Source organism: Sphingomonas pseudosanguinis, assembly GCF_052056765.1.
Lineage (GTDB): Bacteria > Pseudomonadota > Alphaproteobacteria > Sphingomonadales > Sphingomonadaceae > Sphingomonas > Sphingomonas pseudosanguinis.
In genome coordinates this window covers 661,340-682,283 of sequence record NZ_CP189888.1, presented here as the reverse complement: position 1 = coordinate 682,283, position 20,944 = coordinate 661,340, and the positions used below count along the sequence as shown (strand labels likewise).

20 protein-coding genes are annotated in these 20,944 nt (G+C 64.9%); 11 read left to right on the top strand and 9 right to left on the bottom strand.

Annotation, left to right across the window (positions count from 1 at the left end):
- Nucleotides 1-34 precede the first annotated feature (34 nt).
- Both ACQHGV_RS03090 and ACQHGV_RS03085 read right to left on the bottom strand, forming a co-directional pair.
- Nucleotides 35-1,171: a glycosyltransferase gene (locus tag ACQHGV_RS03090; RefSeq protein WP_440979387.1), complete on the bottom strand. Its 1,137-nt coding sequence runs from the start codon at nucleotides 1,169-1,171 to the stop codon at nucleotides 35-37.
- Nucleotides 1,172-1,383: 212 nt separating this feature from the next.
- The gene (locus tag ACQHGV_RS03085) at nucleotides 1,384-2,244 is read right to left on the bottom strand and encodes an alpha/beta fold hydrolase (RefSeq protein WP_440979386.1); all 861 of its coding nucleotides are present in this window, start codon (nucleotides 2,242-2,244) and stop codon (nucleotides 1,384-1,386) included.
- Between the two features lie 37 nt (nucleotides 2,245-2,281).
- Between ACQHGV_RS03085 and ACQHGV_RS03080 the strand changes: the two genes are divergently transcribed.
- On the top strand, nucleotides 2,282-3,658 hold the full coding sequence (locus ACQHGV_RS03080) for a protein adenylyltransferase SelO family protein (protein ID WP_440979385.1): 1,377 nt from the start codon (nucleotides 2,282-2,284) through the stop codon (nucleotides 3,656-3,658).
- A 10-nt stretch (nucleotides 3,659-3,668) separates the two neighbouring features.
- The gene (gene astD / locus ACQHGV_RS03075; RefSeq protein WP_440979384.1) at nucleotides 3,669-5,072 is read left to right on the top strand and encodes a succinylglutamate-semialdehyde dehydrogenase; all 1,404 of its coding nucleotides are present in this window, start codon (nucleotides 3,669-3,671) and stop codon (nucleotides 5,070-5,072) included.
- Nucleotides 5,073-5,119: 47 nt separating this feature from the next.
- Here astD and ACQHGV_RS03070 read toward each other — a convergent pair whose 3' ends face one another.
- Complete coding sequence (locus ACQHGV_RS03070) at nucleotides 5,120-8,161, bottom strand: TonB-dependent receptor domain-containing protein (protein WP_440979383.1); 3,042 nt, start codon at nucleotides 8,159-8,161, stop codon at nucleotides 5,120-5,122.
- 177 nt (nucleotides 8,162-8,338) lie between these two features.
- Here ACQHGV_RS03070 and cobA point away from each other — a divergent pair, with 177 nt between their 5' ends.
- The 5 genes from cobA to ACQHGV_RS03045 are packed head-to-tail and all read left to right on the top strand — an operon-like array spanning nucleotide 8,339 to nucleotide 12,249.
- Nucleotides 8,339-9,130, top strand: a complete 792-nt coding sequence (cobA, locus tag ACQHGV_RS03065) for a uroporphyrinogen-III C-methyltransferase (protein WP_440979382.1) — start codon at nucleotides 8,339-8,341, stop codon at nucleotides 9,128-9,130.
- Entirely contained in the window at nucleotides 9,127-9,423 is a 297-nt protein-coding gene (locus ACQHGV_RS03060) for a DUF2849 domain-containing protein (RefSeq protein ID WP_183953000.1), read from the top strand. The genes cobA and ACQHGV_RS03060 overlap by 4 nt, the downstream gene beginning before the upstream one ends.
- A gap of 10 nt (nucleotides 9,424-9,433) precedes the next feature.
- The gene (locus ACQHGV_RS03055; RefSeq protein ID WP_440979381.1) at nucleotides 9,434-11,059 is read left to right on the top strand and encodes a nitrite/sulfite reductase; all 1,626 of its coding nucleotides are present in this window, start codon (nucleotides 9,434-9,436) and stop codon (nucleotides 11,057-11,059) included.
- The gene (locus tag ACQHGV_RS03050) at nucleotides 11,052-11,510 is read left to right on the top strand and encodes a DUF934 domain-containing protein (protein ID WP_183953002.1); all 459 of its coding nucleotides are present in this window, start codon (nucleotides 11,052-11,054) and stop codon (nucleotides 11,508-11,510) included. Before ACQHGV_RS03055 ends, ACQHGV_RS03050 begins: the two co-directional genes overlap by 8 nt.
- Nucleotides 11,503-12,249, top strand: a complete 747-nt coding sequence (locus ACQHGV_RS03045; protein WP_440979380.1) for a phosphoadenylyl-sulfate reductase — start codon at nucleotides 11,503-11,505, stop codon at nucleotides 12,247-12,249. The genes ACQHGV_RS03050 and ACQHGV_RS03045 overlap by 8 nt, the downstream gene beginning before the upstream one ends.
- 81 nt (nucleotides 12,250-12,330) lie before the next feature.
- On the opposite strand, the gene ACQHGV_RS03040 is transcribed toward ACQHGV_RS03045, so the two are convergent.
- From ACQHGV_RS03040 to ACQHGV_RS03030, 3 genes are all read right to left on the bottom strand, one after another.
- Entirely contained in the window at nucleotides 12,331-13,347 is a 1,017-nt protein-coding gene (locus ACQHGV_RS03040; RefSeq protein ID WP_440979379.1) for a hypothetical protein, read from the bottom strand.
- A 26-nt stretch (nucleotides 13,348-13,373) separates the two neighbouring features.
- Nucleotides 13,374-14,015: a hypothetical protein gene (locus tag ACQHGV_RS03035; protein WP_440979378.1), complete on the bottom strand. Its 642-nt coding sequence runs from the start codon at nucleotides 14,013-14,015 to the stop codon at nucleotides 13,374-13,376.
- 122 nt (nucleotides 14,016-14,137) lie between these two features.
- Nucleotides 14,138-15,631 (bottom strand): replicative DNA helicase, encoded by a 1,494-nt coding sequence (locus ACQHGV_RS03030; protein ID WP_183953007.1) that lies wholly within the window; start codon nucleotides 15,629-15,631, stop codon nucleotides 14,138-14,140.
- A 98-nt stretch (nucleotides 15,632-15,729) separates the two neighbouring features.
- Between ACQHGV_RS03030 and ACQHGV_RS03025 the strand changes: the two genes are divergently transcribed.
- The 3 genes from ACQHGV_RS03025 to ACQHGV_RS03015 are packed head-to-tail and all read left to right on the top strand — an operon-like array spanning nucleotide 15,730 to nucleotide 17,341.
- The gene (locus ACQHGV_RS03025) at nucleotides 15,730-16,212 is read left to right on the top strand and encodes a UPF0262 family protein (protein WP_183953008.1); all 483 of its coding nucleotides are present in this window, start codon (nucleotides 15,730-15,732) and stop codon (nucleotides 16,210-16,212) included.
- Nucleotides 16,212-16,886 carry a GH25 family lysozyme gene (locus ACQHGV_RS03020; RefSeq protein WP_440979377.1) on the top strand — a complete coding sequence of 225 codons (675 nt, stop codon included), beginning with the start codon at nucleotides 16,212-16,214 and terminating at the stop codon, nucleotides 16,884-16,886. Before ACQHGV_RS03025 ends, ACQHGV_RS03020 begins: the two co-directional genes overlap by 1 nt.
- Complete coding sequence (locus ACQHGV_RS03015) at nucleotides 16,883-17,341, top strand: cytidine deaminase (RefSeq protein WP_409790158.1); 459 nt, start codon at nucleotides 16,883-16,885, stop codon at nucleotides 17,339-17,341. Before ACQHGV_RS03020 ends, ACQHGV_RS03015 begins: the two co-directional genes overlap by 4 nt.
- A 364-nt stretch (nucleotides 17,342-17,705) precedes the next feature.
- On the opposite strand, the gene ACQHGV_RS03010 is transcribed toward ACQHGV_RS03015, so the two are convergent.
- On the bottom strand, nucleotides 17,706-18,485 hold the full coding sequence (locus ACQHGV_RS03010) for a MerR family transcriptional regulator (RefSeq protein WP_440979376.1): 780 nt from the start codon (nucleotides 18,483-18,485) through the stop codon (nucleotides 17,706-17,708).
- A gap of 113 nt (nucleotides 18,486-18,598) precedes the next feature.
- Between ACQHGV_RS03010 and dcd the strand changes: the two genes are divergently transcribed.
- On the top strand, nucleotides 18,599-19,153 hold the full coding sequence (gene dcd / locus ACQHGV_RS03005; RefSeq protein WP_440980118.1) for a dCTP deaminase: 555 nt from the start codon (nucleotides 18,599-18,601) through the stop codon (nucleotides 19,151-19,153).
- A gap of 415 nt (nucleotides 19,154-19,568) precedes the next feature.
- Here the strand turns inward: dcd and ACQHGV_RS03000 are convergent, their stop codons facing one another.
- Entirely contained in the window at nucleotides 19,569-19,928 is a 360-nt protein-coding gene (locus ACQHGV_RS03000) for a tetratricopeptide repeat protein (protein ID WP_221211568.1), read from the bottom strand.
- A gap of 576 nt (nucleotides 19,929-20,504) precedes the next feature.
- On the bottom strand, nucleotides 20,505-20,930 hold the full coding sequence (locus tag ACQHGV_RS02995) for an ExbD/TolR family protein (RefSeq protein ID WP_183953013.1): 426 nt from the start codon (nucleotides 20,928-20,930) through the stop codon (nucleotides 20,505-20,507).
- Nucleotides 20,931-20,944: the final 14 nt, after the last annotated feature.

Below are 20,944 nucleotides of genomic sequence, written 5' to 3'. Positions count from 1 at the left end.
GAGAATTAACGGCACCGTCACATGCACCCCCGGATCAGCCCAGGGCGCCCGGCCGGCCGAGCACCTGTTCGTAGAGCGCCTTGTACCGCGCAACCATCAGGCTTTCGTCGAATTCGGCGCGCGCGCGGGCCTGATTGGCGGCCCCGGCGGCGGCGCGGTGATCGGGGTGCAGCATCAGCGCCTGGATCACGTCGCGCAGTCGCACTTCGTTGGCGCGGTCGGCGATGAACTGGTGATTGGCCTGCGACACCATCGACGCCACGTCCCCCACCGGCAGCGAGGCGATGGGCAGGCCCGCCGCCATCCCCTCCAACACCGAGATCGGCGCCTGTTCGGACAGCGAGGACAGCGCGACGATGTCGAAATGCCGGATGAAGCGATAAGGTCGGTCGAGAAAGCCCGGCATCACCAGCCGGTCGGCGATGCCCATCGCGGCGGCGGCCTGCTGGATATTGGCGCGCTCGGGCCCCTCACCCACGATCACCAGTCGGAACTTGCCGGCCACGCCGCCCATGGCGCGGACCAGCATCGGCAGGTTCTTGACGGTGCGCAGCCCCGCGAGCGCCCCGACCACCACCTCCTTGGGCTGGCGCACGAAGCCGGGAATCGCCTTGGGTTCGGGGTCGCGGGCATAGAGCGCGGTGTTGATGCCGTTGGGGATGCGATGGACGCGTTCGGCCGGCTGCTTCCAGGTCGTGCGCGCGATCCCTTCGAGCACATGGCTGGGCACCGCCAGCGCATCCGCCGCCGACAGCGCGATGCGGCGATAGATATTGCGCTCGATCTTCAGCCCGCGCGCTTCGTCCGCGTTGAAGCCGTCCTCGTGATGGACCAGCGGCGGCGCGCCCTTGGCATAGACGCGGCGCGCCATCACCCCGTCGATCGCGCCCCAATTATAGGTCAGCACCAGGTCGAAGCGGCGCATATAGGCGGCGATCGCCTCGTACCGCTTGACCGAGGGCTTGCCGGTCAGCGGCGGCGCATCCTGCGCGATCTCGTAACGGATGCCCTTGGCGATGGCATCGCGCGCGCCCAGTTCGTCGGGCAACCCCGAGACGATGGTATGCTTCGCGGTATCGCCGAACGCGTTCATCAGCGCGACCGCCCGCGCCTCCTTGCCGCCCAGCGAGAAGGAGGAGTGGAGATGGAGGATGTGAAGCGGACGGGCCATGGCCGCCGGATTAGCGGGCGGCGGCGGCGATGAAAACCGCCCGTACCGATCGCCGTCCCATTTTCCTCCCCTGTAAGGGGAGGGGGACCATGCGCAGCATGGTGGAGGGGTGTCCCCGGTTGTGAGGATACGTCCATCTCTCCGACGGGGACACCCCTCCGTCAGGCCTTCGGCCTGCCACCTCCCCTTGCAGGGGAGGAATGCAACCGGCCTTACCCCGCCACCCGGTCGAGCAACCGGTGGATGCCCGCCAGCGCCTCCGGCTCGGTCAGCAGCGGCGTGTGGCCGACGTGCGGCACCGTCACCAGTTCGGACGGGGACAGCGCTTGCACCATCCGCTCGGCGACATCCGCGCTCAATATGTCCGATCGCTCGCCGCGCACGACCAGGGTCGGCACGCCGTTGAGCGCATCGAGCGCCGCCCACATGTCCGGCCCCGCCTCGCTGCCCGGCACGCGGAACGGCTCGGCGATCTTCAGGTCATAATCGAGCACCACCCGCCCCGCGCTGGTCAGGCGATAGGTGCGCTTGGCCATGGCCAGCCAGTCCTCGATCCCCCAATCGGGATAGACGTCCTCATTATTCTCCTGGACGCAGCGCGCGGCGTGGAGCCAGGTGGGAAAGCTCTGCGCGCGGCCGACATAGCCACGGATGCGCGCCAGCCCCGCCGGCTCGATCTCCGGCCCGATGTCGTTGAGCACCGCGCCCGCCAGCCGCCCGCGCGCGGTCGCCGCCAGCACCATCGTCACGATCCCACCCAGCGAGGTGCCGACCGCGACGAACCGGCCGATGCCCAGCTCGTCCAGCATCGCCTCGACATCCTGGACATAGGTCAGGGGGACGTAGCTCATCGGGTCCTTGGCATAGGCGCTCTCGCCCCGCCCCCGGAAACTGACCGCGATCACGCGCGCGCGGGTCTCCAGCGCCTCGGCCAGCCCCTCGAAATCGCGGGCGTTGCGGGTCAAGCCGGGCAGGCAGATGACCGGGGGCAGCGCGTCATCCCCCGCATAGTCACGCGCATGGAGCCGCAACCCGTCTTTCGACCACCAATATCGATTCTCATAAGAGGTCATGCTTGAAGGTCCTCCGGTGCCGCCTCCATATCGCGGCATGCCCCTATCCCCGCAAGCCTATCGCCCCGCGACCACGCTCACCGAGATCGCCGACGTCCTCGCCGATCCGGTAGCGCCCGCCGACTTCCCGCAAACGATCATCCGCTTCCGCAACGACCGCGCCGCCGCCGAGATCGGGCTGGACACGCTGACCGACGACGAATGGGTCACGCATCTCGGCCGGTTCGCCCCCTTGCCCGGCACGCTGCCGGGGCCGCTCGCGCTACGCTATCACGGGCATCAGTTCCGCCAATATAACAGCGATCTGGGCGACGGGCGCGGCTTCACCTTCGCGCAGATGGTCGCGACCGATGGCCGGTTGCTCGAACTTGGCACCAAGGGCTCGGGGCAGACGCCGTACAGCCGCTTCGGCGACGGCCGCCTGACGCTGAAAGGCGGGGTGCGCGAGATCCTGGCGACCGAGATGCTGGAGGCGCTGAACGTCCCCACCTCGCGCACGCTGTCGATTATCGAGACGGGCGAGGCGCTGCACCGGGGGGACGAGCCCTCCCCCACCCGCTCGGCCGTGATGGTGCGGATGAGCCATGGCCATGTCCGCATCGGCAGTTTCCAGCGCCTCGCGTTCGAGCGCGACGAGGCCGGCATGAGGCGGCTGGTGACATATGTGCTGCGCCATTTCTACGGTGAGGAGTTGGACGATCCCGTCCGCTTGCTGACGCTGGTCGCGGAACGCACCGCGACGCTGGCGGCGCGGTACATGGCGGCGGGCTTCGTGCACGGCGTGCTCAATTCGGACAATATCAATGTGACGGGCGAGAGCTTCGACTATGGCCCCTGGCGGTTCGCGCCCACCTGGGACCCGGAATTCACCGCCGCCTATTTCGACCAGACCGGGCTCTACGCGCTGGGCCGCCAGCCCGAGGCGATCCAGTGGGACGTGATGCAGCTCGCCTCCAGCCTGCGCCTGATCGCGGAGAACGATCCGCTGATCGCAGCACTCGATCGGTTCGCGACGACCTATCAGACCGAAATCGTGACCGCGATCCTGTGGCGGCTGGGCGTCACCCCGCGCGGCGGCACCGAGGACCGCGCGCTGGTCCAGACCTTCGAGCGGGCGCTGCGTGTCTCGCAGGCGAGCATAGCGCAGGTCTATTTCGACCTGTTCGGCGGACAGGTGCCCGATCATTATGACGAACAGTGGAACGGCCTACGCGACCTGATCGAGCCCTATGCCCCCCGCCGCGCGCGCGATCACGCCTATTGGCGGGGCGCGCCCGAATCGATGCTGATCGACGAGGTTGAGGCGATCTGGGCGCCGATCGCCGAGCAGGACGACTGGACGCTGCTGTACGAGAAGGTCGAGCGGGTCCGCGCCATGGGCGAGGCGCTTGCCGATGGTCCCGCCGCGGCCTAGCCTCTCCGCCATGACCCATTTGTCGACCTACGAACCCGCCACCGGCGCGCTGATCGCCGAACTGCCGATCGGCGATGCCGCCCGAGAGGTCGCTGCCGCGCGCGTCGCCTGGCCGGCCTGGGCGGCGACGCCGCTGGCGACACGGATCGCGACATTGCAGCGCTTTGCCACCATCGTCCGTGCGCGCGCCGATGATTTCGCCACGCTGATCGCGCGCGAGACGGGCAAGCCCTCATGGGAGGCGCGGACCGAGGTCGACACGGTGGTCGCCAAGGTCGCCATCTCGATCACCGCGCAAGCCGAGCGCGCGGGCGAGCGTTCGACCGAGCAGCCGGGCGGCGGGCGCATGGCGCTGCGGCATCGCCCCCACGGCGTGATGGCGGTACTGGGGCCGTATAACTTCCCCGCGCATCTGCCCAATGGCCATATCGTGCCGGCACTTCTGGCAGGCAATGCAGTCGTCTTCAAACCGTCCGAGAAGACGCCAGCGACGGCGGCGTTTCTGGTCGATTGCTATCACGCCGCCGGCGTGCCCGAGGGGGTCGTGCGGCTATTGATTGGCGGCCCGGACGAGGGGCGCGCGCTGGCCGGGCATGAGGACATTGACGGGCTGCTCTTCACCGGATCGGCGCGCACCGGCATCGCGCTCAACCGCCAGTTCGCCGAACGGCCCGAAAAGATCCTGGCGCTGGAAATGGGCGGCAACAATCCGATCATCGTCTGGGACGATCCCGATCTCGACGCCGCCGCCGCGCTGATCGTCCAGTCGGCCTATACCAGCGCTGGCCAGCGCTGCACGGCGGGGCGGCGGTTGATCGTCGAGGATCGGCTCTACGATCGGCTGATGGCGGCGCTGACCGGGCTCACCGACCGGCTGATCGTCGGCGCGCCCTTCGACCAGCCGCCGCCCTTCATGGGGCCGGTGATCGACAATGATGCCGCCGACTCGCTTTTGACGGCGTTCGACACACTCGTCGGCTTGGGTGCACGCGTGGTACGCCCGCTGGCGCGGATCGCGCCCGACCGCCCGCTGCTGACGCCGGCGATCCTGGACGTCGGCGATGTCGCCGAGCGCCCCGATGACGAGCTGTTCGGCCCCGTCCTGCAAGTGTCGCGCGCGACCGATTTCGATGATGCGATCGCACAGGCCAATGCGACCCGCTACGGCCTGTCGGCCTCGCTGATCAGTCCGTCGCGCAAGCGCTACGAGTGGTTCTGGACCGGCATCCGCGCCGGTATCGTCAACTGGAACCGCCCGACCAACGGCGCGGCGTCGAGCGCGCCGTTCGGCGGCATCGGCTGGTCGGGCAATCACCGCCCCAGCGCCTATTACGCCGCCGACTATTGCGCCTATCCGGTCGCCAGCGCCGAGACGGAGAGCGCCGCCGCCACGATCCCGGTCGGCCTTCGTTAAATCCCCAAAAAAATGGCCCGGAACCGAGGTTCCGGGCCATATCGCGATCAGAAGCGGGCGGAAATGCCGACCCGCAAGGTCCGCCCCCGCACCGTGTAATAGGTCGGGTAGGTGTTGAAATAGGAATCCGACGAGAAATTCGTGTCCGTGCCGATCAGCGGCGGGTCCTTGTCGAACAGATTCTGGACGTTGAACCGGACGTCGATCCCCTTCACCAGCGTTACGTTGGAGTTGAAGTCGAAATAATTATAGGCGGGAATACGCAGCGCCACCTTGTAGATTTCATCGGGCCGGGCGGCGAGAACCGGGTTGCTCGACAATTTCGAATTGGTGGTGCCGCCGATATGGCGCCATGTGAAGCCGAACCCGCCCTTGATCCAGGGCAGCTGCCAATTCACGCCCGCGACATGCCGCCAGCGCGGCATCGGATCGCGACAGGTGAAGCCGAAATAGCCAAGGCATTCCCAGGGCGTATTGCCCGGGGCGAACTGCTTCTCGAACTTGGTGGTCAGCGTGCCGTTGAAGTTCAGGTTGAAGGTGCCGATGTCCTCGGCGATCCCCAACCGCTTGGGATCGAGGTTATAGGTCGTGCTGAAATCGATACCACGCGTCCTGGTATAGCCCGAATTATTGTACCGGGCATCGGCGACCAGCAATCGTCCGTTCTGCGGGTCGCGCTGATAGAATTGGCAGAAGAAATCGACCTTGTTATCGTAGCATTGCGTGAACGCCATGCCGATGCGGGTCCATTCGAAGGCACCCTCAATATCGATGTCGTACCAGTCGACCGTCGCCGCCAATCCCGGAATGCCTCGCGGCTGGAATACGACGCCCAGCGTCTTGCTGCGCGACCGTTCGGGCTGAAGCGCGGAATTGCCGCCATTGACCAGAGTGGTCGGGCAGAAGCCCTGCGAGTCGCAACCCGTATAGTTGGTCAGCGCGTCATATTGGGCACGAGTCATACCGATCGAGCATTGGTCGAAGGTGTAACGCTGCCGGGGCTTGGCGCCATTGGTCGTGTCGGTCGTCGCGCGCGGCGGCGCGCAAAGATCGAGCATAGGCGTGTTGGGGTAGCGATTCTCGCCCTCCAACCGCTCCTTCACACCAACGCGCACCGCGCGATTATAGCTGCCCCGGAAGCGCAACCCGTCGATCGGGGCCCAGCTGGCTTCCGCCTTCCAGCTATGGACCAGATAATCATAAACGTCATAGTCCGAGATGCGATAGCCGCCGTTGACGCTCAGTTCCTTGAAGAAGGGCCGATCCTCGATCAACGGGATGTCGATTTCGCCACCCAGTTCCTTGACGGTGGTGCGTCCATCAAAGGTGGTGAAGTTCGACCAAGCGCCATAGCCGGTCGATTGGTTGCGATACTTGCGATACTCGCCGGTGACCGCGAAGCCGATACCGTTGCCGGCCCAGGGGCTCTTGATCCCATAATCTTCCAACGTGCCGGACACGACCCCGTTGATGACCTGCAGGTCGTTTTGCTGGCGGCGACCACCGACGTCGGTCAGCCAGTTATAGACCGCATCGCTGATCGACGTATTGGACGAAAAGGCATCGATCGGCTGGCAGGTGGGATCGCTGCCATCGATCTTCGACAGGCAGGTCGGCACGCCGCCGACATTGCGCACCTGAAGGCCACGCCCCAGCCGTTCGGCCTGATCGGGCACCCACTGATGATCGGCCATACCGTTATAGATGCTGCGCGTCTGCTGATAGCTCAGCTCGAAACGGATCTTGTCGACGATCATGCCCGCCAGGTTCAGCGCGCCGCGCCAATCGTCGGTGGAATTGCGGAAATTCATGATCATGCCCGGCCGGAACAGCGACAGCGCGATGGGGTCGCTCAGCGCCGTCGAACCCGCCGCCGCGCCGCAGATCACCTGCGCCTGTTGCGCGCCCAGAAAGGGGTTGTCGCAATTGACGGGGGAGCCGGGCGTATACATGCCGCCATCGATCGAGTTGAAGCCCCGCTCGACGATCTTGCTGTAGAGGAAGCTGCCGCTCAGCCGCATGCCCGCCGGCAGGTCGGCGGTCAGGAAACCGCCGGCATTGACCGTCTCGCTGCGCCGTTGAATCGAATCGATGCTCTGGATGCGCACCTCGTCCGCCGTGGTGTAGGGACGGAAGCTGCGCGAGCCGTCGCGCGCATTGGTCAGATTCTCCCCGCCGGCATAAAAATAGTTATAAGGATTATATACCGTACCGGCGCAGGTCCATTTGACATTCCCCGCCTCGTAATTGTTCGGATCGAACATCAGCAGCGGGCAGTTCGTCGTATCGATATTGCGGAACTGGATCGGGTCCGCCTTCTTATACGTCGCGAAGGCACTGATATTGACCTTGTCGTCGAGCAAATTCTTGCCCGCCGCCAGCGAAGCGAAGTAATTGCCGCCGCCGAGATAAGTCCCACGCGGATAGGTGTAACCCGCGTCCTTCGCCAGGCCCGCCAGCAGCGGGTTGTTGTTGTTATGGTTATACCCGCTGACCTCGCCATCGAAGGCGATGCCGTTGAACTTGCGCTTCAGGATGAAGTTGACGACGCCCGCGATCGCGTCCGAGCCGTACACCGCCGAGGCGCCGCCGGTCATGATGTCGATCCGCTCGATCAGCGCGCCGGGGATGATGTTGACGTCATTGTCCATCCGCTGCCCGTTGAGCAGCGTCAGCGTGCGGCCGCCCCCTAGGCTGCGCAGCCCGACCGGCGCGGAGCCGGAGTCCCACCGCTGACCCTGAAGCCCCAGCATCGGCGTCACCTGCGGCAATTGCGCCAGCGCATCCTCGACCCGTGCGAGCCCCCGCTCCTTCAGGAAGGTCGAGTCGATCGTGGTGATCGGCGCATTGCTGGTCATATTGGGGCGGACGATGCGCGTGCCGGTGACGATCACATCGCCCGGATCGGCCTTCTGCTCCTTGGCGTCGATCTTGTCGGTCGACGCCACCACCCCCGTGACGGTGCCGGCCTGATCCTGCTCCGTCGTATCCGTCGCCGCGGCGGACGTAGTCTGCGCCGCTGCCATACCCGAACAGGCCAGGGCCAGCACCGAAACACCGATGCCGTACTTTACGAAAGCAAATTTCATTTTAAACGCGTCCCCCGACTCTCATCTGTAACGGGGAGTTCAACATAGCTTATATCATTATGCAAATATAATATACGGTATGCCGATTTTTTAGCGCCCACGCTCCCAAGTTAACCTACCCCCGCCCCAAGGATCACTCGGTTGTGGCGCGGCGCCGGGAGGGTCATCTGTCAGGCTATGGCTACCCTTCTCGACCCTGCCGCGCGTGGTCGCGTGATCCTGGTTGGCGCCGGCCCGGGCGATCCGGGCCTGCTGACCGTTCGCGCGGTCGAGGCGCTGAAAACCGCCGATGTCGTCGTCCATGACGGGCTGATCGACGCGCGCGTGCTCGACATCGCCCCGCCGGAGGCCCAGCGCATCTCGGTCGCCAAGCGGCGCGCGCGGCACACTTTGTCACAGGACGCGATCAACGCGCTGATCGTCGCGCATGTGAAGACCGGCGCGATCGTCGTGCGGCTGAAGGGCGGCGACCCGTTCATCTTCGGGCGCGGCGGCGAAGAGGTGGAGGCGGTGCGCGCCGCCGGCCTGCCGGTCGAAGTGATCCCCGGCGTCTCGGCCGCACTCGGCTGCGCGGCGGAGGCGATGCTGCCGCTCACCCACCGCGACCACGCCTCCGCGGTGTCGTTCGTCCCGGGGCAATGCAAGGGGCTGACCGATCAGGACTGGTCGGGGCTAGCCGGGCAAGGCCGCACGCTCGTCATTTATATGGGCGTGGCGACCGCCAATGGCATCGCCGACAAGCTGATGGCCGATGGCGTCGCCCCGGACATGCCGGTCGCGGTGCTGGAGCGCGGCACGCTGGAAGGTCACCGCGCGATCCGTACCCTGCTTGCCGATCTCGGCCCGATGGTCGATCGTGAGCGGGTGCAGAGCCCCGCGATCATCGTGGTCGGCGAGGTCGTCGAATTGTCGGATGCCGAGGACAAGCTCGCGCGTTGGGCCCGCGTGGCGGAAGGAATGAGCGCATGAAGCTGTTGACGGGCAACGACTTGAGCACCGGCGATGTCGTCTGGTGGACGGGGCGCGACTGGTCACGACATATCGAGGATGCAGTCGATGTCGGCGGACAGGGTGAGGCGATCCTGCGCGCCGAAGAGGGCGCGCGCCGGGTCAACGTGCCCTATCTGATCGATGCCGAGGCGACCGAGCAAGGCCCCCGCCCCGCCCATATCAAGGACCGTATCCGCGCGCTCGGCCCCACGGTGCGCCCCGACCTGACGCTGAAGCCCGCCGATGCGGACGCCGGCGCCTGGGTCATCTGAGAGAGACGCCATGTACGTTTACGACGAATATGATCAGAGCATCGTCGATGCCCGTGTCGAGGAATTTCGCGACCAGGTGAACCGCCGCCTGTCGGGCGCGATGACCGAGGATCAGTTCAAGCCGTTGCGGCTGATGAACGGCCTCTATCTCCAGCTGCACGCCTATATGCTGCGCGTCGCGGTGCCCTATGGCACGCTGGACAGCCGCCAGATGCGGATGCTTGGCCATATCGCGCGCAAGTACGATCGCGGCTACGGCCATTTCACCACGCGCCAGAACATCCAGTACAATTGGATCAAGCTGGCCGATGCGCCCGACATCCTCGCCGAGCTGGCGACGGTGCAGATGCATGCCATCCAGACCTCGGGCAATTGCATCCGCAACATCTCGTCCGACCAGTTCGCAGGTGCCGCCGCCGATGAGGTCGCCGACCCCCGCCCTTGGGCCGAGTTGCTGCGGCAATGGTCGACCTTTCACCCCGAATTCACCTACCTGCCGCGCAAGTTCAAGATCGCGGTGATCGCGGCGGACGAGGACCGCGCGGCGATGCGGCTGCACGACATCGGCATCCAGCTGCTCACGCGCGACGGTGTGCTCGGCGCGAAGATCTTCGTCGGCGGCGGCATGGGCCGCACCCCGATGATCGCGCATGAGGTGAAGGACTTCATCACCGCCGATCATCTGATGAGCTATCTGGAGGCGTGCCTGCGGGTGTATAACCGCTATGGCCGCCGCGATAATATCTACAAGGCGCGGATCAAGATCCTGCTGCACGAGATCGGCGTCGACGCCTATCGCGAGCAGGTAGAGGCGGAGTTCGCCGCGATCCGCGAGCTGGGTATCGACCCGCCGGTCGCCGAGCTGGAGCGGATCACGGCGATGTTCGCCGGGCCGGACTTCGCGACCGATGCGCCCGACACGGTCGACCGTTCCGATCCCGATTTCGCGGTCTGGCTCGACCAGAATGTTGCTGCGCACAAGCAGCCCGGCCACGCCATCGTCACGATCAGCCTGAAGCCGATCGGCGGCATCCCGGGCGACGCCTCGGCCGACCAGATCGACCTGATGGCCGACTTGGCCGAGCGGTACGGCCATGACGAGCTGCGTGTGACCCATGCCCAGAACATCGTGCTGCCGCATGTCCGCAAGGCCGATCTTTATGCCATCTGGACCGCGCTTCGCGAGGCGGGGCTGGCCGAGGCCAATCTCGACCTGATTTCGGACATCATCGCCTGCCCGGGCCTCGATTATTGCAGTCTGGCCAATGCCCGCTCCATCCCGCTGGCGCAGAAGATCGGCGAGCGTTTCGCCGGGCGGCAGCGCGAACTGGGCGAGTTGAAGCTCAAGATTTCGGGCTGCATCAACGCCTGCGGCCACCATCATGCCGGGCATATCGGCATCTTGGGCGTCGATAAGAAGGGCACCGAGAATTATCAGCTGCTGCTCGGCGGATCGGGCGCGGAGGATGTGTCGCTCGGCAAGATCACCGGCCCCGGCTTTGACGAGGACGGCGTGGTCGACGCGATCGAGCGCGTGACCGACCGCTATGTCGAACTCCGCGAGACGGACGAGCGCTTTCTCGACACCTATCGCCGCGTGGGTATGCAGCCGTTCAAGGAAGCGATCTATGGTTGATCCCATCACCGTGAACACCAACGCGGGCGAGACGCTGCTGCGCTTCCGCGACGATGTGGTGCATGACGAACCGGCGGTGACGCTGGACGCGTTTCTGGGCCAGACCAACGCCACCGCCGTCCGGCTGGAGGCGGGTGACGATGCGCGCGAACTGCTCCCCCATCTGGGGCAGATCGCTTTGGTCGAGATCAGCTTCCCCACCTTCCGCGACGGGCGCGGCTATTCGGCGGCGCGTATCCTGCGCGAGGCGGGCTTCGAGGGCGAGCTACGCGCGGCGGGCGATGTGCTGGTCGACCAGATTCCGCATATGCGCCGCTGCGGCTTCGACAGCTTCGCCCCCGAAAAGCCGATCGATGCGGCGACGCTGACCAAGCTGCTCGCGCTCTACCCCCAGCCCTATCAAAAGGCCGCCGATGCGCGCGTGCCGGTGTGGAAGCTGCGCCATGGCTGAGCGCGCGCTCGACCGGATCGACGTTCGGCCGGCTTACACGGTGGAGGATGCCGCGGCTTATGAGGCGCGGTTCGCCGGCGTGCCCGCGCCCGAGATGCTACGCACCCTGCTGACCGGCGAGTTGCACGGCGGAGTCGCGGCGGTGTCGTCCTTCGGCACCGAGTCCGCCGTATTGCTGCACATGGTCGCGAGCGCCGATCCGGCGACGCCGGTGGTGTTCACCGACACGCTCAAGATGTTTCCCGAAACGCTCAGCTATCGCGACACGCTGGTCGAGCGGCTGGGCCTGCTGGACGTCCGCGTGATCCAGCCCGACCCCGCCCTGCTGGCGGCGAAGGACCCGGACGGCATCCGTCACGGCTATGACCCCGATGGCTGCTGCGACCTACGCAAGGTCGAGCCGCTGGCACGCGGCCTGGCTCCGTTCGAGGCGTGGATTTCAGGCCGCAAGGGCTTCCAGGCCGGCACCCGCCGCGCCCTTCCCCGCTTCGAGGTCGAGGATGGCCGGCTGAAGCTCAACCCGCTAGCCGATTGGGACAAGGCGGCGCTGGACGGCTATTTCACGGCACACGACCTGCCGCGTCATCCGCTCGAGGCGCAAGGCTATCTCTCGATCGGCTGCGCGCCGTGCACCAGCAAGGTCAAGCCCGGCGAAGACCTGCGCGCGGGCCGCTGGCGCGGGTTCGACAAGGTGGAATGTGGAATTCATCGGCCCATGGAAGCGGCGCCACCGCCTTGAAAGCCAGAGACGTCACTTTCCCCGCAAGGCTCTGAGCCAAGGTGGTGAAGGGCGCGGTGGGAATTCAGGTGTTGCGCACGGTCAGGCGAAGCGGACGTCACTCAAATTTCGAGGCGAAGCGGATTTGGAGAGCCTCTTCAACACCGCCTCCGCCCGGACGAGTTCCTCCGCTTTCCCGCCGGGCCATTGCATACCGAGATAGCGTTGATGCGTGTAGAAGGGGTGACCGAACACCTCCTTGTGAACACGGTCGATGTGATCCTGAACGTTGTTTGCCGGGCGATCGACCTCGACCGTATTGTAAAATGCCATGGCTGAAGCCGGCTGCGATTTAGGATAGTCGGGATCAGACGGCATAGCCTTGATACCGCCAGGCACTCTACGGGCCGGAAGACGGGAACCGATTGGACCGTGGCGCAAAACGTAATCGCGATCCAAGACGACATTCATCAGCATCGCGAGTTCGATCGACGGTCGTAGCTTCTGCCAATCCATTTTCTTTTCGGGCTTGTTCGCCAAAAATGGCGCTTGCATCAAGGCGTCCATCATCGCCTTTTTTTGCCCTGCATTCATCTGGGGATCTTCCAGGATCGCGGTACCAACCCGCTCCACCATCATCCCTTGCGTATCGACAAGGCCCAACAGCTCCTGGCTGCGGCTCAACGGGTCCGTTGCGGTCACGCCGGCCGAAGTATTGCGCGCAAGGTTACTCAGCATGCTAGTGATGGCCGTGCCACCCTTGTCCTTTGCCATGCCCGCCAACTTTCCGAATGCGAACGCCACGGCGGGATGCTTACCATCCGCCTTCAAATAGGATAAGGCGAGCCGCAAATTATCGGCACCCAAGCGCCGCACGCCGATCTTCTGTATTGCACGTCGAAAGCTCGGGGTCGCGATGACGGCCATCAGTACGGAGGTCGGCAGGATCGCGACGATCGATACAAAGAGCTCGGCCTGCGCCTTGGCATTGTCCTCTTCTTTCTTCAGGCTGGCCTGAACCGCCTTATATGCCTCATTATATGCCAGAATATATGGCCGCGCGACGTTGCTACGCCACATAACGGTCGCCCAGTTTACCTGCTGAGAAAATGTCGGCATGTATCTTGGTCCTCGTCAGGGATGCCTTATCGCGTCAGAAATGCGGCCCCTCTTGTCACTAGCGAATGCTCGAAGGTCGGCTGCAAATCGTCGAGATTTGGTTTGCCATTCCGGATCGCGACCGGTTCTTCGCCCCGGAATTCGCCCGAAAGCGACTTTACGACCTGCGGAAAGGCGGAAACCATTGCCGGTTGGCGCATCCATTCCGGCGCAGCGACCAGTTGAAAACGATACGCGACCCTCGGCCCCGCATTGGTATTGGTGATGGCGATGTCCTTGATTTGTCGCCGGGCGTAGCATAGCAGCCAGCCATCGGACGTGCCCCACTTGGCTTTCGTAAAAGAGGGCAAATAGCGCTGGGCGGGGCGATACCGCACGACGCGCTCGCCACCGGCCATCTCGGCTTCCCCCCGAACGCGTTCGATCAATCCGGCCTCCGACAAGGCGCGGGCGGCGGGATCTTGCGGTTGGGCGATCAGATCACCGCTCGTGGCATCCGTCGACAGAAGCGGTGCGCATTGGAGATGTTTGTCGAAATAGGCTTGCAGCGCCGCCCGCACATCATTGGCGCCAGCGATGCTGTTCGCAACCGGGTCCGTGACCGCGCCGCCGCGCTGACAGCCGGCAATCGTCAGTGGCACCATCACCGCCATCAGCGCAGCCAGCAATACGCGTCCGTTCATGCCATGCATTGGTTTCCCCCAAGTGGCAGCAACCAGATAGACGCAACTCTTATAAGGACTGCGGACGTGGCTACAACATAGGAGTGCAGGCGTCGGACAATATCGGATCAATAGCCCGCGAAGTCGGTAAACCGCGTGATCGTCGGGTCGAACTTCATCACCACCTTGCCGGTCGCACCGTGACGCTGTTTCGCGACGATCAGTTCGGCCAGGCCATAGACCCGTTCCACCTCGGTCGCCCATTTCGCGTGATCCTCAAAGACCTTGCCGTCATCGCCTTCCATCGGGCGCTTGGGCTCGCGCTGCATCATGTAATAGTCTTCGCGGAACACGAACCAGACCATGTCGGCGTCCTGCTCGATCGAGCCCGATTCGCGAAGGTCGGACAGCATCGGGCGCTTGTCCTCGCGCTGCTCGACCGCACGGCTGAGCTGCGACAGCGCTAGCACCGGCACGTTCATGTCCTTGGCCAGCGTCTTCAGCCCGCGCGAAATCTCCGAGATTTCCTGCACGCGGTTGCCCTCCGACGACTTGCCCGAACCGGTCAGCAGCTGGAGATAGTCGACTACGACCAGCCCCAGCTCGTTGTTCAGCCGCCGCTGCAAACGCCGGACGCGGGTGTGCAGCGCGGAGATGGTCAGGCCGCCGGTATCGTCGATGAACAGCGGCAACTGCTCCAGCTCGGCGGCGGCGGCGGCGAGCTGCGCGAACTCGTTGCGGCTGATCTTGCCCATGCGCAGCGCCTCGGAGCTGATGCCCGACTGCTCGGCCAGGATACGCGTCGCCAGCTGGTCGGCGGACATTTCGAGGCTGAAGAACGCGACCTTGGCGCCGACCGACTCGGAGGGCGGAATGCCGTCGGCCATGTCGCGCATCCAGCGCCGCGCGGCGTTGAACGCGATGTTGGTCGCGAGCGAGGTCTTGCCCATGCCCGGACGCCCCGCCAGGATCATCAAGTCGGAGCGGTGCATGCCGCCGATCTTGGCATTGACCGAGTCCAGACCCGTGGTGATGCCCGAGACATGGCCGCCCGAGTTCAGCGCGCGCTCGGCATTCTTCACTGCCATGGTGGTGGCCTGGGAGAAGCTCTTCACCGCATTCTCGGAGCCGCCGTCTGCTGCCACCTTGAACAGCTCGTTCTCGGCCAGCTCGATCTGTGCGCGCGGATTCACCTCTTCGGACGTGTCCATCGCCCGGTCGACGAGCGTCCGCCCCACCGTCACCAGCGCGCGCAGCATCGCGAGATCATAGATCTGCGTCGCGAACTGCCGCGCGCCGATCAGGCTCGCCCCCGACCCCGTCAGCTGCGCCAGATAGGACGGGCCGCCCAGCGCCTTCATCCCCTCGTCCGCCTCGAACATCGGACGCAGCGTGACGGGGGTCGCCAGCATGTCGGTGGCGCGCAGATTCTTGATCGCGGAGAAGACGCGGCCATGCACGGGCTCGAAGAAATGCTCCGGGTCCAGCCGGTCGACCAGATCGTCGGCCAGCCGGTTGTCGATCATCATCGCGCCCAGCAGCGCGGCCTCCGCCTCGATATTGCGGGGAAGCTGCTGCGGCTCGGCGCCGGCAGCGGGGTTCGGAAATGCGAGGGTGGCCATTTCTCCGGCGTTAGCGCGAGCGGCCCCTGTCTGTGAAGTTGATTGCGTCGATCAGCAGGGGATTTGCGGCGCACGCGCTTCGCGACTATCCCTGCGGCATGGCCGATCCGCGGATCATCTCTATCGACCTGGACGAACGCAGCCTGGGCTGGCGCTCGGCCGATGTCGAGCAGGAGCGGCGGATCGCGATCTTCGACCTGATCGAGGAGAATTATTTCGCGCCGCAGCGGCCGCAGGCGGACGGCTATGCCGGGCCCTACCGGATCAAGCTGGAGTCCGAGGAAGGGCGCCTCGGCATCCATATGTACCGCGAGGACGGCACGCATATCGAAACGCTGGTGCTGGCGCTCGGGCGGTTCCGGCGGCCGATCAAGGATTATTTCGCGATCTGCGACAGCTATTATCAGGCGATCCGCGCATCCACCCCGCAACAGATCGAGACGATCGATATGGCGCGGCGGGGCATCCATAACGATGCCGCCGAGATGCTGAAGGAGCGGCTGACCGGCAAGATCGAGGTCGACTTCGATACCGCACGCCGCCTCTTCACACTGATCTGCGTCCTGCATATCCGCAACTGATGTCGATTCTCTGGAAAATCGGTGCCGGCCTGCTGGCGCTCGGCGCGGTCACGGCGGGCGGGCGGCATTGGGTGACGCATTGGCAGCCCTCGACCGAGCGCTATCCGCTCCAGGGCATCGACCTGCCCGAAAATCCGCCGACCGTCGAATGGCGGACGGTGCGCGCGCATGGCGCGGACTTCGCCTATCTCGTCGCGACTTCGGGCGCGGACCGGCGCGAGCCGTCGTTCGAGGCGAACTGGGGCGCGCTGCCCGAGGCGGGCCTGCGACGTGGCGCCATCCATATCTATTCGCTGTGCCAGCCCGCGACCGCGCAGGCGGATGCATTCAACATCTTCGTGCCGCGCGTGGGCGACGCCCTGCCCGCCGCGATCGACCTGTCCTATCATGACGACTGCACCGCGCGGCCAGAGCGCGCGACGCTGGTCGCCGACCTGACCCGCTTCGTGACCATGGTCGAGACGCATACCGGCAAGCCGGTAATGCTGCGCGTGTCCAAGCCGTTCGAGTCGGACTATAGCATCACCGCCGCGCTCGACCGTCCGATCTGGGCGATCGGCAATATTTTCAAGCCCGACTACGCCGCGCGCCCCTGGCGCATGTGGCGTGCCAGCGACTTCCGCCGGGTCGAAGGGGTGGAAGGCCCCGTACACTGGGATGTCGTTACACCATGACCGAAACCGCCTCCGACGCGACCGCGCTGATCGCCGCCGCGCGTACCGCCGCCCTGCATGCCCATGCGCCCTATAGCCGGTTCGCGGTGGGGGCGGCGCTGTTGATGGCGGATGGCTCGGTGATCACCGGCGCCAATGTCGAGAATGCCAGCTATGGCCTGTCGCTCTGCGCCGAGACGGTCGCGATCGCCACCGCCTCGGCCGCCGGGCGGCTGCGCGAGATCGTCGCGATCGGCGTGATCGGCGGCGCGATGGACGCCGACGGCAAGGCGACCGGCACCACCCCGGTCAGCCCCTGTGGTCGCTGCCGCCAGGTCATCAACGAAGCCGCGCAGATGGGCGGCCGCGACCTCCCCGTCCATTGCGGCGCGGCCGAGGGCGATGCGGTGCGGACCTATCGCCTGTCCGAACTGCTGCCGGATGCGTTCGGCCCGGCGGATTTGGGGATCGGCTGAATCTGTCGCGCGGCGGCGCGAAGATGGTTCGCGTGGAGGCGCAGAGGCGAAATTCGGAATTTGTCTATCGTCCGCGATAGCGGGCCATCGCCAATGGCAAGCTCTCGCTGCGTCCTCCGCGCCTCTGCGCGAACAAATGGCTTGGCGCTCTCCATACCACGGCAGGTGATTTTCACGCGAAGCCGCGAAGCCGCAAAGATTTTTTCGCGCGGAGACGCGGAGGCGCGGAGAAGACGTGCTTGGTCTCCCGTCTCCAGCGATGACCGGCCATCGTCAACGATGGGATACGCTCCCTCCGCGTCTCCGCGCGAACCAATGTTCTAAAAAGGACTTCGCGGCTGCACCTTTGCGTGACCAAACCGATTCAGCCCTCCGGCTCTTCTCCCCGCGCCTGCATCGCCGCACTGGCGGCCTGAATGAATTGCCACACCTCAGCGGAGAAGCCCGGATCGGCCTGCCCCTTCCAATGTTCCCGGTTCTGGTGCAGCCGCGTCGCCCCCGCCCACATCTCGGGCGTCGCGACGGCCCGGAACGGCGCCAGCAGCGCGGACCACTCACGGACGAAGCCCCGCGCCGCCTCCGAGTCCGGATCGAGCGGTAGCGCCGCCGCGATCCGCCCGCCCAGATCGGCCCATTGCGCCTGATAGGCCTCCTGATCGAAATCGGGCGCCAGCGCGTTCCTCCGCTCGGCCCAATGCGCCTGTTCCTCCTTCGTGAACTGCCGGTCGATCACCTGCTTCCATTGTGTCGTCGTCATGCTGTGTCCCTTTCGGATCAGCGAGCAAAGCGTCGCGACGTCGATGCGCTCGCCGGCATCGATGCGGGACTGGATGGATCGCAACAGGCTGGCCGTATCGGCGAGCGCGGCGGCCTGCGCCTCGACCGCCGTCAGTTGCGCGGCGACCATGGCCCCCAGTCGCGCATCGGGCCGGTCGAGCATCCGCCCGATCGCCGCCAGCGTGAACCCGGCGCGTTTCAGGGCGACGATGGCGTGCAGCCGCTCCAGTTCGCCTGTGCCGAAGATACGCCGCCCACCCTCGCTGCGTAGCGGCCGGATCAGGCCGCGCGCCTCGTAAAATCGCAGCGCCCGGCTGCTCAGGCCGGTGGCGCGGGCGATCTCGGCAATATCGAGCATGGTCGTCATGACAACCGGAGTACCGCTTGACGCAACGTCAACCGCAAGCCCCATTTTGCGTTTCGACGCTTGCCCTGCCCCCGCGATCCGGCGATGAGCGGCAACGCTTAAGGGGAATGAAGATGTCGATCCTGTCCGACCGCTGGATTCGTGAAGCCGCGCAGACCCAGGGGATGATCGAGCCCTTCGTCGAGAATCAGCGTCGCGACGGCTGTATCAGCTATGGCTTGTCCTCCTATGGCTATGACGCGCGGGTGGCGGACGAGTTCAAGATTTTCACCAATGTCGACAGCGCGGTCGTCGACCCGAAGGATTTCGCGTCGAACAGCTTCGTCGATCGCAAGACCGATGTCTGCATCATCCCCCCCAACAGCTTCGCGCTGGCGCGCACGGTCGAATATTTCCGGGTGCCACGCGACGTACTGGTCATCTGTCTGGGCAAGTCGACCTATGCGCGCTGCGGGATCATCGTGAACGTCACACCGCTGGAGCCGGGCTGGGAAGGCCATGTGACGCTGGAATTTTCTAACACCACGCCGCTCCCCGCCAAAATCTACGCCAATGAAGGCGCGTGCCAGTTCCTGTTCCTGAAGGGCAATGAACCTTGCGAGGTCAGCTATGCCGACCGCGCGGGTAAATATATGGGGCAGCGTGGAGTGACGTTGCCAAAACTGTAACGGGGGGAAGCCCCAACCTACCCCTATCAAGCCGGTCATTCCCCAAACTATTCCTCCCCTGCAAGGGGAGGTGGCAGGCCGGAGGCCTGACGGAGGGGTGTCCCGGTCGGAGAGGTGAGGCTGAACTGCAAATCGGCAACAGCGCTTGCCATTGCATGCCGTCATCAAGGGCGAACAAGTGCGATGCAATGCGTACTGGCGGCGACGTCGGTCGCCCTGATGACCTTCAATCGACTGTAAAAAAGTCGAGACTGCCCGGCCTGAAAATAGCCAACTTTTCAGCCGTCGCTCGGCATCAGTTTCTCATGACCGCCGCACGATCGAACTGGCCTGCCCTGCGCGACATATCCTGTCAGCGACTCAGGACCTTGGACAAGTCCGAACCCGATATGGTCCGGACTCGTCCGCTGTCTCATCAGCGCGAGGCCATGACCTGCGTCAGATGACGCAGCCCGGTCTGCGCGACACTATGCGACGACGTCACCGCGCCCGAGGGCATATCCATCGCGATCGGCTTTTCGTTGAGTACCGCACCGTACAAGGCACGCGCTTCGCTCGCCCGGCCGGTCTGCGCGTACACCGCCGCGAGGTTGAGCATCAGCTCCGGGCTGTCGGGGCTGGTCCGGCGCTCGGCCAAAAGGGTGCGCTCGGCGGCCGCCAGATTACCGGCGGCGATTTCCTGATACCCCGTGCGCTGCGGCCAACCGTCCTGGGCCATGGCCGGGGCTGCCACGCCCGCCGCCGCGACAAGCAACACTGAAACGACTCCACGCATCTCTCTTCTCCTATGTTTCACTTTTATGACGTTACGTTGTCATTTTCGTGAAACACACGCAAGAGGTGAAAGATGCGTGCGGCGATGCCGTTATCGGACAGCGCGCCGACCGAAGGCGTCGACGGTTGTTGGGTCGGAAGTTCGCGCCGACGGCTGGGGAATGTGGAGGGTTACAGAGGCGAGGAGTGGATACATGGTGGCGCTCCGCTTTCACTGAGTGATGCCGCCTTTGCATGTCTCACATTTTTGCGGGAAGCCGGACTGGATCGTGTCTCATGCCGACAGACGAGATCGCGCTTGGTCCCTGTCAACGCTTGGACCAACATGTAGGGCTTGGGCCACGATGCCCTGCAAGGTTCAGAAGGGCCAGCGGTGGCGATGCTCCCCCCTCTCCGACGTGGACACCCCTCCGTCAGGCCTTTCGGCCTGCTACCTCCCCTTGCAGGGGAGGAATAGGACGCGGCCCGATCTACCCTTGATAAGCCGTTGCACCGGAGGATCAGTTCCACCCCCCTAACGCAAAAAGGGCGGCCCTTGCGGGGCCGCCCTCTTCCATCAACGTTCCGATCGGGTCGATCAGAAGTCGTTGCGGTACTGCTCGTTGCCGATGAAGCCGAGCTTGCTGACCGCCGAGCGCTTGATCACGGCCAGGGTCTCGTCGACCTTGGCGTATTTGGCGTCGGGGGCCGGCTGGAAGTGTAGTTCCGGCTCGGGGTTCATGGCAGCGGTCTGATCCAGATACTGACGCAGCGTCACCTCGTCGACCGGCGACCCGTTCCAGGTCACCGTGCCGGCGGCGTCGATACCGACCTTGTTCTTTTCGGTATTCACGACCGGCGTGTTGTTCTTCGAGTTGACCGGCAGGTCGACCTTCACCGCGTGAGTCTGGATCGGGATGGTGATGATGAACATGATGAGGAGCACGAGCATGACGTCGATCAACGGCGTCGTGTTCATGTCCATCATCGGCTCGCCATCATCAGATCCGGCGCTCATTGCCATGGCGTGCTAACTCC